General features: G+C 55.4%; 11 protein-coding genes, 1 pseudogene and 1 riboswitch. Of the genes and pseudogenes, 11 read left to right on the top strand and 1 reads right to left on the bottom strand.

Annotated elements, in window-relative coordinates:
- Nucleotides 1–251 precede the first annotated feature (251 nt).
- From ACFZCE_RS12325 to ACFZCE_RS12295, 7 genes and pseudogenes are all read left to right on the top strand, one after another.
- Nucleotides 252–641 (top strand): DUF6957 family protein, encoded by a 390-nt coding sequence (locus tag ACFZCE_RS12325; protein ID WP_065992345.1) that lies wholly within the window; start codon nt 252–254, stop codon nt 639–641.
- A gap of 60 nt (nt 642–701) precedes the next feature.
- Nucleotides 702–1355 carry an HAD family hydrolase gene (locus ACFZCE_RS12320; RefSeq protein ID WP_065992346.1) on the top strand — a complete coding sequence of 218 codons (654 nt, stop codon included), beginning with the start codon at nt 702–704 and terminating at the stop codon, nt 1353–1355.
- Between the two features lie 499 nt (nt 1356–1854).
- Nucleotides 1855–2826: a TIR domain-containing protein gene (locus ACFZCE_RS12315; RefSeq protein WP_151330729.1), complete on the top strand. Its 972-nt coding sequence runs from the start codon at nt 1855–1857 to the stop codon at nt 2824–2826.
- 581 nt (nt 2827–3407) lie between these two features.
- A complete protein-coding gene (tnpA, locus tag ACFZCE_RS12310) occupies nt 3408–3725 on the top strand; it encodes an IS66-like element accessory protein TnpA (RefSeq protein ID WP_065992351.1) in 318 nt (105 codons plus the stop codon).
- Complete coding sequence (gene tnpB / locus ACFZCE_RS12305) at nt 3722–4057, top strand: IS66 family insertion sequence element accessory protein TnpB (protein ID WP_065992353.1); 336 nt, start codon at nt 3722–3724, stop codon at nt 4055–4057. The genes tnpA and tnpB overlap by 4 nt, the downstream gene beginning before the upstream one ends.
- A gap of 50 nt (nt 4058–4107) precedes the next feature.
- Nucleotides 4108–5632 (top strand): annotated as a pseudogene (tnpC, locus tag ACFZCE_RS12300) (IS66 family transposase).
- A gap of 214 nt (nt 5633–5846) precedes the next feature.
- A riboswitch (Fluoride riboswitch) is annotated at nt 5847–5919 on the top strand.
- Nucleotides 5920–5998: 79 nt separating this feature from the next.
- Nucleotides 5999–7327, top strand: coding sequence for a voltage-gated chloride channel family protein (locus tag ACFZCE_RS12295; protein WP_065992356.1), 1329 nt, complete (start codon nt 5999–6001; stop codon nt 7325–7327).
- Between the two features lie 155 nt (nt 7328–7482).
- Here the strand turns inward: ACFZCE_RS12295 and ACFZCE_RS12290 are convergent, their stop codons facing one another.
- On the bottom strand, nt 7483–8628 hold the full coding sequence (locus ACFZCE_RS12290; RefSeq protein ID WP_372489465.1) for a TDT family transporter: 1146 nt from the start codon (nt 8626–8628) through the stop codon (nt 7483–7485).
- Nucleotides 8629–8765: 137 nt separating this feature from the next.
- Between ACFZCE_RS12290 and ACFZCE_RS12285 the strand changes: the two genes are divergently transcribed.
- The 4 genes from ACFZCE_RS12285 to ACFZCE_RS12270 all read left to right on the top strand — a co-directional run bounded on the left by ACFZCE_RS12285 (nt 8766) and on the right by ACFZCE_RS12270 (nt 13129).
- Nucleotides 8766–9686: a LysR family transcriptional regulator gene (locus ACFZCE_RS12285; RefSeq protein ID WP_065992360.1), complete on the top strand. Its 921-nt coding sequence runs from the start codon at nt 8766–8768 to the stop codon at nt 9684–9686.
- A 287-nt stretch (nt 9687–9973) separates the two neighbouring features.
- Nucleotides 9974–10177, top strand: a complete 204-nt coding sequence (locus tag ACFZCE_RS12280) for a co-regulatory protein PtrA N-terminal domain-containing protein (RefSeq protein ID WP_032656495.1) — start codon at nt 9974–9976, stop codon at nt 10175–10177.
- A gap of 143 nt (nt 10178–10320) precedes the next feature.
- Nucleotides 10321–12177, top strand: a complete 1857-nt coding sequence (locus tag ACFZCE_RS12275) for a copper resistance system multicopper oxidase (RefSeq protein ID WP_122280368.1) — start codon at nt 10321–10323, stop codon at nt 12175–12177.
- A gap of 10 nt (nt 12178–12187) precedes the next feature.
- On the top strand, nt 12188–13129 hold the full coding sequence (locus ACFZCE_RS12270) for a copper resistance protein B (protein ID WP_083233251.1): 942 nt from the start codon (nt 12188–12190) through the stop codon (nt 13127–13129).
- The last annotated feature ends 40 nt before the right edge of the window (nt 13130–13169 follow it).

Below are 13169 nucleotides of genomic sequence, written 5' to 3'. Positions count from 1 at the left end.
CATCACGTTTTCGGGCAGTTACTACTTACTGGTTCATGAAGGGGAAAATCCCTTTCTGGGACAGACCAGGCTTTTTCGGTCGAACCCTGGTGACGCTGTTAGCAATTTGCATTGAGTCAGCTGTGCGTCCGTGGTCGGTCGGTACGTGATCGACTCTAAGGCCCCAGACATGAGCAATCTTTGTCGTGGGACGGCTTCCGACAGGTCAGGTAAACCACGCTTCGGACGGATTTAATGAAGAAGGAGCAACCATGCAGGACTTTGATATCCGGCAAATGATCGGCCCGAGCTCAGTCATGACAGCAAGTCAAATCGAGCTTGATGAGGCAATTCGAGTTACTCACCAGAAATTCCCAGGCCGTAGCTTTTGTATACCGGGCGAATGGGTATGGCTCGACCTAGAAGCCCCCGATCTCGTTGTTGAAGAGCTAAACGTCGAAGGAAAAAAACCGATGATGTTGCTGGTCTTCGACACGCTGTACGACAGCTCGACGTCGGCTAAGTCGCAATGGTTTCGTACGACGCCTTTGGTTGATTTTACTGACGGAATGTTTTTCCTGACTGAGAACAAAATCTACGTGTTGCTTGGGCGTGGACGTCGAACATCCATGACCCTTTCCGCTGCAGTGCGGTTGTTTTGAAAGGTATGGGAGGTCATGGGTAATGACTCTGTCCACGGTTACCGACATGAGGCTAGCTGAATGATTAATGCCGTGGTGCTCGATGCATTCGGAACAATTCTTCGAATCGATCACCCAACAAACCCCTATAGGGAGCTCATCAGGGAGGGGCGTCGGCAGGGCATCGCTTCAGGTTCAGAAAGCCTTGGCCTTGTCATGACGAAAAACCTGGCGATCGACGAGATGGCTTCATTTCTAGGCATAGCGCTAACGCCATTGCAAAGGGAGAAAATGAGCCAAGCATTAGAGTTGGAGCTCTCGTCTATCAGACCTTTTTCTGACGCCTTGGAGGCCATCCCCCGCCTGCTGGATGCAGGGCTGAAAGTGGGCGTCTGTTCAAATCTAGCCAGCCCTTACGGGCCGGTCGTCAGGCGGTTATTCCCAAAACTGCATGGCTATGCATACAGCTATGAGCTAGGTCTGATGAAACCTAATCCCGCTATCTACCAAGCGGTTTGCGCTCACATGGGGATAGAGCCGGGTCATTATCTGGACGAGAGAAAAGGTGGGGTTGTCATGACTGGAGACTCTAAACGATGTGATCAAGATGGCCCGAGGTCGGTCGGGATAATGGGCCTTCACTTAGATCGTACGGGTCGAGGGTCGATCAATGACCTCCTGCAGTTCGCCGAACTGGTAATAGACCATAACCTCAAATTTAGCTCGGTCAGTTGATGGAGAGCAGCATTGCAGGTTTCTGGCAACTGAGATCGAGGGCGCCAGCAGCGTTGTTCGTTACGTATGCCTGGCTACGATTAGGTTGTACGCGCCGAGTCTGGGCGCTGGGCGACGTGCATAGAGTTTGCCGGTGAATACCGTCTATATGATCGGTGCTGCTTTGGGGTCATTGCCAGCCTGGCTCAGCACTAACTTCATGATGGCCGCCCGATCCCTGAAGTGACTGCGCAAGGTGACAGGTATCTAGCTTCCAACTGATCTGTATCTGACTTTCAGCTTGGCAAAGGGAGGCTGTCTCGCATGCTCAGGCGCCGTGCATCGGGGGCGCTGGAGCTTTCGATCAGGACACCTACGCAAGAAGCCTTCTCCACATCGGGGAAATCATCGACGATCAGACAGCTTTTTTGGTTCCACGCCAGCATCGAGGTGATCGGTTTGAATTGGATTGCATTTAGGTCGTAAGATCGAGTCGCCCAACCTGCATGGAGTCATTACCTTGCCGAACGTATTTTTCTCCTACTGCCATGCAGACGAGGGGTTGCGAGACCAGCTCGAAAAACAGCTGTCCATGCTGAAGCGTCAGGGTGTTATCGAGACCTGGCATGATCGGCGAATCAATGCTGGCCAAGAGATTGATGCTGCCATTGATGAGCACATCAATACCGACGAGATTATTCTGCTGTTGGTTAGCCCCGATTTCATTGCATCCGACTACTGCTACAACGTCGAAATGACTCGTGCCATGGAACGGCATGACGCGAAGCAGGCGATTGTCATTCCCGTAATCCTGCGGGCCTGCGATTGGCACTATGCTCCATTCGGTAAGCTGCTCGGCACCCCCTCGGACGGAAAGCCAGTAACCCTCTGGGCTGATCGGGATGAGGCATTCCTGCAGGTAGCGAAGGAAGTTCGCAAGGCAGCTGAACAATGGCGAACCGATAAACCTGTGGCGCCTCTGAGAAGCGTACGCCCCGATTATGCGATGCCAGTTGCAGCAGCCCTTAGTCCCAGCCCGGGGCCGCGTTCCAGCAACCTTAGGTTAGCCAAGTCCTTTACCCAACTCGATAAGGATCAGTTCCAACTTGAATCTTTCGAGTATATAGCTCGCTACTTTGAGAATTCGCTGGCGGAGCTGCAGGCTCGAAACGAGGGATACCAAGGCGTCTTCCGCCGGATTGATGGAAACCGTTTCTCTGCGACCATTTACAAAGATGGACGAGACATAGCCAAGGCTTCTGTCTTCGTCGGCGGCCAGCTGGGAGCTGGCATCTATTACAGTCAAGGCGATTCGTTCAGCGGTGGCTCCTTCAATGAGGCCCTTCACGTCGAATCAGACGACCAAACCCTTTACTGGCGGACTATGGGGATGGCGTCGTTTCGCAGCCCGAAAGACCAGAAGCTGTCTCAAGAAGGCGCCGCCGAGGCGCTTTGGGACATTGTCATCTCGCCTCTTCAGCGAAGTCGTTGAAGCCCAAGTGGAGCGTCTATGTGTTCTCCGCATTGGCCTAGCCAAGCCGGGGTAAACGACATAGTCGATATCCGTGCACCTCGGCTGGGCCCTATGCGAGCAGGCCTAGCCGTGACCAAAAAACTCAATGACCTCTTGTTTGTTTACCTTCTGCGGACACTCGTAGGATAACTCTCATTTGGAACCACATAGTGGCCAGTCGTAAATGGGAGAGGATGTCCCGCCTGCGTTGCGACTTGGTCAAGTAACGATGGCGCAGAGCCTTTGATCCCCAGCTTGAGGATAGCCGCGTTTCTCAGATTCCGGGGGCTGCGCTGAGGGGGAATAAGTTGAGCATCCTTTTCCCACGATCGAAAAATCTGCAATAGCTCATCCTAGTTCTTAAGGATGATCCTCGGAGGTCAGGTGACGCGCGACAATAAGCCAAGACAGCTTACGGCCCAAGAGTTCGAGCTAATGATGGGCGAGCTAGATACAGCTCAGTAACCGTCCGGTGATGTCACCTACCGAAATCCAGCATTAAGGGCGATGGTGTCCGCGTATTTTAAGCGGACGCGATCACCCTTATCGCCAGGATTTCCATGCGCCAACGAAGCTCTTACCCCAAACCATTCAAAGCCCAGGTCGTCCAGGAATGCTTGCAACCCGGAGCGACAATTTCCAGCGTAGCCATCCATCACGGCATCAATGCTAACGTGATCCGCAAGTGGCTACCGGCTTACCGGGATCAATCGCCTGTAACCTTGCCGGCTTTCGTTCCGGTAAAAACGGTACCAAGGCGAGCAACAGAAGAGATGGTGATCATCTCGCTGCCTCTGGGTGATAAATCCATCACCGTAAAATGGCCAGCCTCGGATCCGGACGGCTGCGCCTGTTTGATTCGTGGCCTGGCCCAATGATTCGCGTCGATGCCATCTGGCTCGCCACCGAGCCTATGGACATGCGCGCCGGCACTGAGACTGCGCTGGCCCGAGTGGTCGCGGTATTCGGTGCGGCGAAGCCGCACTGCGCTTACCTTTTTGCAAACCGCCGGGCCAACCGCATGAAAGTCCTGGTGCACGACGGCGTCGGTATCTGGCTGGCGGCACGGCGTTTGAATCAAGGAAAATTTCATTGGCCGGTCATCCGTCGCGGGGCGGAAGTCGAACTCGACCCCGAACAACTCCAGGCGCTGGTACTGGGATTACCCTGGCAAAGAGTCGGTGCGGGCGGCGCAATTACATTGCTTTAAATGCTGCCTTTTAGCTGAAGCAGTCGGGCTGCTTTGGTAAAATCCAGCCCATGACTTCCTTGCCCGATCTCGACCAAATGACCCCCGAACAACTGCGCGCACTGGCTGCGCAATTGATGTCCAAGGTCGATACTATGGGCCGAAAGATCCATCGCGATGAAACGATCATTGAGCAGCTCACTCACGAGATCGCCATCCTTAAACGGCACAAGTTCGCCAAGCGCAGCGAGCAGATCAGCCCGGCGCAGGGCAGCCTGCTCGATGACCTGCTCAATACCGACCTAGAAGCCATCGAGGCGGAGTTAAAAGCCCTTCATCCCGCACCTGCGCAGGAAGAGCCACGCCAGCAACCCAAGCGTGCGCCGTTGCCACCGCAGTTCCCCCGCACTGTAGTCCATCACGAGCCGGACAACACCCAGTGCGCGTGCGGCTGCCAGCTTCAGCGCATCGGTGAAGACGTCAGCGAAAAGCTGGACTACACACCGGGCGTGTTCACCGTCGAACAGCATGTGCGTGGGAAATGGGCCTGCCGGCAGTGCGAAACACTGATCCAGGCCCCGGTACCCCCACAGGTGATCGACAAGGGTATTCCCACTGCCGGCCTGCTGGCGCACGTGATGGTAGCCAAGTTCGCCGACCACCTGCCGCTGTATCGACAGGAAAAGATCTTCGGCCGTGCCGGCCTGGCTATACCACGTTCGACCCTGGCGCAGTGGGTGGGCCAAACCGGCGTACAGCTTCAGCCGCTGGTCGATGCATTGCGCGAAGTGGTGCTGGCCCAGCGCGTGGTTCACGCCGATGAAAAGCCGGTACAAATGCTGGCGCCCGGCGAGAAGAAAACCCACCGCGCTTATGTCTGGGCCTACAGCACTACGCCATTCTCGGCCCTCAAGGCCGTGGTCTACGACTTCAGCCCCAGCCGTGCCGGTGAACACGCACGCAACTTCCTGGGCACCTGGAACGGCAAGCTGGTCTGTGACGACTTCGCAGGCTACAAGGCTAGCTTCGAGCTGGGCATCACCGAAATCGGCTGCATGGCCCATGCACGCCGTAAGTTCTTTGACTTGCATGTAGCCAACAAAAGCCAATTGGCAGAGCAGGCGCTTCACTCGATTGGCGGGCTTTACGAAGTCGAGCGACACGCCAAGGAAATGAGCGACGAAGACCGTTGGCGATTACGCCAGGAAACAGCGGTGCCCATCGCTGGAAAACTGCATGAGTGGATGCTGGCCCAACGTGAACTTGTGCCCGACGGCTCAGCCACGGCCAAGGCCCTGGATTACAGCCTCAAACGCTGGGTAGCGCTCGCGCTACCTGGCAGATGGTGCTGTGCCCATCGACAACAACCAGATCGAGAACTTGATCCGGCCTTGGGCGCTTGGGCGCTCGAACTGGTTATTTGCAGGGTCGCTGCGCAGCGGCAAGCGGGCGGCGGCGATCATGAGCCTGATCCAGTCGGCGCGCATCAATGGGCATGATCCGTATGCTTATCTCAAGGATGTGCTGACGCGGTTGCCGACGCAGCGGGCCAGCGAGATCGAGCAGCTGCTGCCGCATCAGTGGATGCCTGCCTGATCTGTGCAAGGTTTGTTTGCTGGCCGCTTACATTGCATGGACTTAACCAGGGCAAGGGACTCGCCTTGACCAGTAGAAATCGGCTGAAGCAGACACTTGAATTTACGAGTGAGATGCGACTCGATGCTCCTGTTACTCATGACAAGCTTTTAGGAAAGCTATTCGTCCTTCTATCTGATGATCAAGTTTACATCTCCGGGAGAGATCGCTATATTCGGGCCCTGGAGATGGCATTCCTCCACTTACCAACCGCTGCGCCCGTAGCAGCTGATGATGCCTACAGACACCTGATCAACACAGGGCTGTAGGCGTTCGCGCGAAATATCCCTTTTTGGTCAGGCTCACTTTCCTTGTGTGGCCGACCCCATGTCAAAACTCCGAAAACCTGAACAACTCGTCCTGCTTCCCTACATCGGGAAATGGCTGGTACTTGCCAGCGCCGTGGCACTTTTGGCGGGATCGGCATCCGCGCTATTTCTGTTCTCCCTCGATCACGCCACTCAATGGCGCGAGACCCACCGCTGGGCGATCTGGCTGCTGCCGCTGGCAGGCTTTGCTGTAGGGCTGGTTTACCACCTGGTTGGCAAGCCGGTAGACGCGGGCAACAACCTGCTGATCGACGAGATTCACGACCCGAAGCAAACCGTGCCGCTGCGCATGGTGCCTCTGGTGCTTGCGGGTACGCTAATTTCGCATCTATTTGGCGCATCGGTCGGACGCGAAGGCACCGCCGTGCAAATGGGCGGTGCTCTGGCCGATCAGATAACCCACCTGTTCCGACTGCGCCCCGAAGATCGCCGAATCATGCTCATGGCAGGCATCAGCGCAGGCTTCGCTTCGGTCTTCGGCACCCCGCTGGCGGGAGCATTGTTCGGCCTTGAAGTGCTCGCCATTGGCCGCATGCGCTACGACGCGTTGTTCCCATGCATGGTCGCCGCTATCGTCGCCGATCAAGTCGGGCTGCTCTGGGGCGTCGTGCACACCCACTACGTCATCGGCGAGATCGCGCCCGTGCAGTTCTGGACAGTGGTGGCAATGGTTGTCGCAGGCATCGTGTTCGGACTCGCGGGGCTGCTGTTCGCCACAGCCACCCATACCCTCGGGGCGTGGATAAAAAAGCTGATTCCCTATTCGCCTTTGCGCCCTGTTCTCGGCGGGATAGTGGTGGCCACGGCGGTGTGGGCATTGGATGCCTATCAGTACGTCGGCCTAGGCATTCCGAGCATCGTCCAGTCCTTTGCAGCCCCCGTTGCGCCATGGGACTGGTTCGGCAAACTCGCGTTTACCGTCGCATCACTCGGCACAGGCTTCAAAGGTGGCGAGGTCACGCCGCTGTTCTACATCGGCGCGACGCTGGGCAACGCGCTTGCGCCGCTGCTACACCTCCCATTCTCGATGCTCGCCGGTATCGGCTTCGTCGCAGTCTTCGCCGGCGCCGCCAACACACCACTGGCGACCATCGTCATGGCCATGGAGCTCTTCGGCCCAGAGATTGCCCCACTTGCCGCGATTGCCTGCATCGCCAGTTATCTGGTGTCCGGCCATACCGGGATCTATCACGCCCAACGCGTGGGCCACAGCAAACACCGCCATGCCCTACCGACTGATATCCGTCTTTCGGACATCAATAAATTTCACTCTCAGCGCAACGCCGTGAGCGCCCCGAAAAAAGTCGAGGAGGACGAACCAAAATGAGCAAGTCAGAACCCGATTCATGAGGTAACAGGCGGTCACCTGGGCCTGTTCGAAATGCCACACCCGAGCCCGCTTTCAGTGTCTACAAATCCCAACGCAGCCAAGGCTATCGTTGCGACGCTGTCGCGGGCATCGAGGCGGCTACATGATTTGAATTAACGCTGGGCCTGCTTTGCCTTGAGAGAAGCAATGCAGGGGGATACGAACAGATTCCCTCGGTAAGCACCTATGGTGGTCTTCGCCGCCACCACCAACCACATTACCGTCAACATCAGCACCAAAATCACACCCAGAACGTTAAAAAATGCCAAGTCCAAGATCACGCCCAACTTCAGGGTGGTCACGGCGTAGACGCCTAAAGGAAATGTGAAGCCCCACCAGCCCAGGTTGAATGGAATACCACCTTTCGCATATCGAGCAGTGATAAGCAGTGCCAAAAGCATCCACCACAAGCCAAGGCCCCAGAACAAAATGCCAGCGATCAGGCCAATCCCTGCTGCCACGGCTCCAGCATTAGCCATGCCGTGAGCGGCAAAGATGGCAGGGGCGTCGCCGCCGATGACCAGCATGCCTAGCGCTCCTGTTCCAATAGGCCCCAGCGATAACCACGATGATGCAGCCATGTTCTCGTGAGGCAATTTATGAAGCGCCAGGCGTAGCACCAGGATCACCAGAATGCTCAAGGCTACAGGGACGGAATAGGCCCACAGCACGTAGCTGGTAATCAGCATATTGAACTGCGCGCTCGCGTCGGCTAAATGTGGAGCGATCACCCCACCACTGGCGGCAGCGACTTCCGCAGCGACAACGGGAAGTAACCACACAGCAGTCATCTGGTCGATGCTGTGCTCTTGCCGCGTGAACATCATGAATGGAATGAGAACACCGCATGCCAGTGCCATGGCGACATCTAGCCACCACAGGCCATGGGCTAATGGTATTAGGGCATCACCCCAGGTCGGTACGCCATACTGCATCAAGCCGTTGATGATGGTTGCCAGCCCCATCGGGATCGTGCCGAAAAACATAGAGACGGTTGAATGACCGAAGATTTGCTTGGCTTCGTTGAAAAAGAAAACCCAACGTGCCGCGTACATAAGCGTAAAAGCACTGAAAAGCACAATGTTGAACAGCCAAAGTGCTTTTCCCGCGTATGACAGCAGCGCGATATTTCCTGGAAGCTGTCCTAACGCCAGGGCCAGGATGCCCGTACCCATCGTGGCGGCGAACCAGTTCGGGGTGAACTGCCGGATCGCTTCCCTTGGATTTGAGAGCGCCGACAGCGGCTGCCCTCCTTGCATTACTTTTGACAAGCTGATGTCTCGCATGGTGCCTCCACGGCGTGCTTCATCGGAGCAGTGCCTACAGAATAGCGGGGTGAATTTATCTAGAAAAACGGGTAATTTCTCTATGCCATACCCACTTAATAGGTAAGCTCGTGAAGCTGACTCTCCGCCAGCTCGACATTTTTCGAAGCATCGCTCAACTCGGCTCGACGACCCGGGCGAGTCTTGCACTGGCTTTGTCCCAGTCAGCTACGAGCGCAGCCCTCCAGGAATTGGAAGGCGCACTGGGCATCCAGTTATTTGATCGGGTCGGCAGACGCCTCGTGCTGAATGACAATGGGCAAACGCTTCTACCTCAGGCCATCCGGCTGCTTGAAGCGGCGGCTCAAATTGAAGAAGGTTTTCAAACGGACACGACGGCTCGGATGAGGATCGGTTGCAGCACTACAATTGGCAATTACATCATGCCCCTGCTGATCGAACGTTTGGCTGCGCGAGCGCCGGGCATTCAAGTCGATGTCATCATGGGCAACAGTGCAGATATCGCCAAGCAAGCCGCACAGCTTTCGATTGATATCGGCCTGATTGAGGGGCCGTGCCGCCAACCCGAGCTGACGATTCGTCCATGGTTTGAGGACGAACTGGTGATCATCGCAGCCTCAAATCATCCCCTTGCCGCTCAGGAAAAGCTGACTTCAGACGACCTCAATGCCGCTACCTGGCTGATTCGCGAGGACGGCTCAGGAACTGCTGATGAGGTGCTTCAATGGCTACTTCCCTACCTTGGCGACTGGAGCGACGCTCGCCGGATCGGTAGCTCCGAAGCCATTAAGCGAATGGTCGTTTCTGGAATCGGAATAAGCTGTTTGTCTTACTGGGTAGTGAGCGATGCAATCGCGGAAGGTAAGCTGAGGTTGTTGAATCATGACCTGCCGCCTCATAAGCGACAGCTCCACATCGTGCATCACCGCGAAAAATTTATTTCTCGCTCTCTCGAAGTTTTCTTACGGGCTGTGGAAGATTTTGAAGTGAATGGAGCTGAAAGGCTCGAAATCACATCCAATTCAATGTGAGTTTGCTGAACGCTTACGCTACGCTTAGCGTACTGACGGAAAAGCCTCACTCGGGGGCATCATTCCCATGGCAAAACATCCACTCACATAGCGGCTGGTGAGAGTTGTTCCCCCGATGTTACTTGCTGGCAGCGCTAAAAAAATATCCCCGCCTCTTATGGGGTTCCTGTCAAAAGTGTAATCGCTGCCTAAGCATACTGACAGGTGCCTCCCCTCATCATCCTCATCGAGCCGACGCTCAAACGCTCCAGATTCATCGAGAGTCAGTTCCTTTGAGGAGATGTATCATGAAAGCTATCAACGTTGTGGTTATTGCAATCAGTTTGGCTATGTCGTCACTGGCCTTTGCCGAAGGCGGCGGTGATCGCACCTATGAGCGCATGGAAAAAGCTCGTGTGGCTGCACTGGAGAACCGCAAACCAGTCTCTGAAGCGCAAGAAGATGTTGCGCAAGAAAAGCCTGCGGCTGAAAAGCAGAAGCATCACTGCTAAGTCGACCAGCTTACGGAAATGTAATCACGCCATTTTTTGGCTTATGGCATCTTCGATGTATCAAACGCACTCGCTATCCAAAAGGGCGAACCCTCGGGAATACAGTGCTGTGCGTGCACCTGACTGACAGGACATGAATCGGTATGCAATCCAAAACTTCTCGGCGCACCTTCGTAAAAGGGCTGACCGCTGGCGCGATTCTCGGTGGCTTAGGGCTCTGGCGTACGCCTCTTTGGGCGGCCACCAGCTTTGGCGAGACAAATGTCCTGTCGGGCACAGAGTTCGACCTTTTCATTGGAGAAACGCCGGTAAATATCACCGGAAGCCCCCGGACTGCCTTGACCATAAATGGTGGTATCCCAGGGCCTCTGCTGCGCTGGCGTGAAGGGGACACCGTCACCTTACGGGTCAAGAACCGCCTCAAAGACATGACCTCCATCCATTGGCACGGGATTATTCTTCCCGCGAATATGGACGGTGTGCCGGGCCTTAGCTTCGGTGGGATCGCGCCTGATGGAACGTACGTTTACCAATTCAAGGTCAAGCAGAACGGAACGTACTGGTATCACAGTCACACCGGCTTCCAAGAGCAGGTAGGTGTATACGGCCCGCTGGTAATTGAAGCAAAAGAGCCAGAGCCTTTTGAGTATGACCGTGACCACGTGGTGATGCTCACTGACTGGACGGATGAAGATCCGACTGCGCTAATGAAGACGCTCAAGAAGCAGGCGGACTACTACAACAACCACAAGCGAACAGTCGGTGACTTCATTAAGGACGTAGCGGATAGCGGTTGGTCAGCGACTGTCGCTGATCGCAAGATGTGGGCCGAGATGAAGATGAATCCTACTGACATTGCAGACGTCAGTGGCGCGACATACACCTATTTAATGAACGGCCACGCCCCGGACTCGAACTGGACAGGCACTTTCAAACCTGGCGAAAAGCTTAGGTTGAGGTTCATCAATGGTTCGGCCATGTCCTACTTTGATGTCCGTATTCCGGGCTTGAAGATGACCGTTGTAGCCGCCGATGGCCTGTATGTGAAGCCTGTGACCGTGGATGAATTCAGGATCGCCACAGCTGAGACCTTCGACGTGATCGTCGAACCAACTCAGGACGCCTACACACTGTTTGCGCAGTCGATGGATCGAACGGGGTACGCCAGAGGCACCTTGGCCGTCCGGCCTGGTCTCGCTGCCCCAGTACCTGAGCTTGACCCTCGTCCTCTCGTCACCATGGCCGACATGGGTATGGCCGGGATGGATCATGGCTCAATGTCTGGTATGGGCGATATGGCTGGAATGGATCACAGCAAGATGGCCGGTGCGCAAGACAACTCAATGCAGGGTATGTCGGGAATGGACGGCGGCGACATGAAGGGTATGAATCATGGCGCTACGCGAGACATTTCTGGCATGGACAGCATGGCTGCAATGGATCACAGCAAGATGTCTATGGGTGGCATGGAAGAAATGCAGCAGCACCCGGCCTCAGAGTCCAACAACCCTCTCGTCGATATGCAGGCCATGTCGACGTCGCCAAAGCTTGATGATCCCGGTATGGGCCTTCGCGAGAATGGCCGAAAGGTACTGACGTACTCTGATCTAAAAAGCACGTTTGAAGATCCAGATGGCCGTGAGCCAAGTCGCACCATCGAATTGCACTTGACCGGTCATATGGAGAAGTTTTCCTGGTCTTTCAACGGCGTGAAGTTTTCGGACGCCGAGCCTTTAAAACTGAAATATGGCGAGCGAGTCCGCATCGTTCTCGTGAACGACACGATGATGACGCATCCCATCCACTTGCATGGCATGTGGAGTGACCTTGAAGATGAAAACGGGCAATTCCTCGTCCGCAAACACACCATCGATATGCCGCCAGGATCAAAGCGCAGCTACCGAGTGACCGCCGATGCGCTAGGACGCTGGGCCTACCACTGCCATCTCCTGTACCACATGGAAATGGGCATGTTCCGTGAAGTGCGTGTAGAGGAATAAGGAGCCGACTATGAGCAATTTCTTTTGCGAGACTCGCATGCACTCAGCTGTATTCACGGTTGCTTTAACCGCTGCTTTTATCTTGCCTGTAGCCGCTGAACCGGGCCAGGGCACGAAAGACGGGCAGATGCAGGGTATGGATCACAGCCAGATGCAGGGCATGGATCACAGCAAAATGCAGGGTATGGATCATAGCCAGATGCAGGGTATGCAGCCTCCCAAGCAGCAGACCCAGACCCAAAGCCGGACACCGATAGCGGCTCTAACCGATGCGGATAGAGCCGCAGTCTATAACGCTCCTGGTGGTCACGAAGTCCACGACACTGCCCTCAACTCTTTTTTTATATTTGAGAAGCTGGAATGGCAGGATGCTGACGATGGGAGCGCGCTTAACTGGGAAGCCCAAGGTTGGATAGGTGGAGATGTTGATCGTCTATGGCTGCGCTCCGAGGGCGAGCGCACCAACGGAAAGACCGAAGAAGCTGAGGTTCAAGCTCTTTGGGGCCATTCCATCAGCCCTTGGTGGGATCTGGTCGGCGGGGTTCGTCAAGACTTCAAACCAGGCGACCCTCAAACGTGGGCGGCTTTCGGTATCCAGGGCTTGGCTCTCTACAATTTCGAAGCCCAGGCCACTGCTTATCTGGCTGAAGGTGGCCAGACCGCAGCTCGGCTGGAAGGTGATTACGACATCCTCCTGACCAACAAGCTCATTTTGCAACCGACGGCGGAATTCAATTTCTACGGTAAAAACGATCCCCAGCGGGGCATTGGTTCAGGGCTGTCAGAGAGTGAGGTCGGTTTGCGTCTTCGGTACGAAATCAGGCCAGAATTCGCACCTTACGTAGGTGTGACCTGGAATCGGGCTTATGGAAAGACCGCTGATTACGCCCGCGACGAAGGCGAAGACAGTAACGAAGCACGCCTCGTGCTTGGCGTCCGAGTGTGGTTCTAAATCAAAGTTAGAAGCACCAAATAATTATCTAACCTCATAA

Origin of the sequence: Pseudomonas sp. NPDC007930, assembly GCF_042958985.1 — a bacterium.
Lineage (GTDB): Bacteria > Pseudomonadota > Gammaproteobacteria > Pseudomonadales > Pseudomonadaceae > Aquipseudomonas.
This window is presented reverse-complemented; position numbering and strand designations above follow the sequence as displayed.

What these genes read in the sequence shown, in the direction of transcription:
- ACFZCE_RS12325 (WP_065992345.1), top strand. Translation starts at nt 252, where the DNA reads ATGCAGGACTTTGATATCCGGCAAATGATCGGCCCGAGCTCAGTCATG.
- ACFZCE_RS12320 (WP_065992346.1), top strand. Translation starts at nt 702, where the DNA reads ATGATTAATGCCGTGGTGCTCGATGCATTCGGAACAATTCTTCGAATC.
- tnpA (WP_065992351.1), top strand. Translation starts at nt 3,408, where the DNA reads ATGCGCCAACGAAGCTCTTACCCCAAACCATTCAAAGCCCAGGTCGTC.
- tnpB (WP_065992353.1), top strand. Translation starts at nt 3,722, where the DNA reads ATGATTCGCGTCGATGCCATCTGGCTCGCCACCGAGCCTATGGACATG.
- ACFZCE_RS12295 (WP_065992356.1), top strand. Translation starts at nt 5,999, where the DNA reads ATGTCAAAACTCCGAAAACCTGAACAACTCGTCCTGCTTCCCTACATC.
- ACFZCE_RS12290 (WP_372489465.1), bottom strand. Translation starts at nt 8,628, where the DNA reads ATGCAAGGAGGGCAGCCGCTGTCGGCGCTCTCAAATCCAAGGGAAGCG.
- ACFZCE_RS12280 (WP_032656495.1), top strand. Translation starts at nt 9,974, where the DNA reads ATGAAAGCTATCAACGTTGTGGTTATTGCAATCAGTTTGGCTATGTCG.
- ACFZCE_RS12275 (WP_122280368.1), top strand. Translation starts at nt 10,321, where the DNA reads ATGCAATCCAAAACTTCTCGGCGCACCTTCGTAAAAGGGCTGACCGCT.
- ACFZCE_RS12270 (WP_083233251.1), top strand. Translation starts at nt 12,188, where the DNA reads ATGAGCAATTTCTTTTGCGAGACTCGCATGCACTCAGCTGTATTCACG.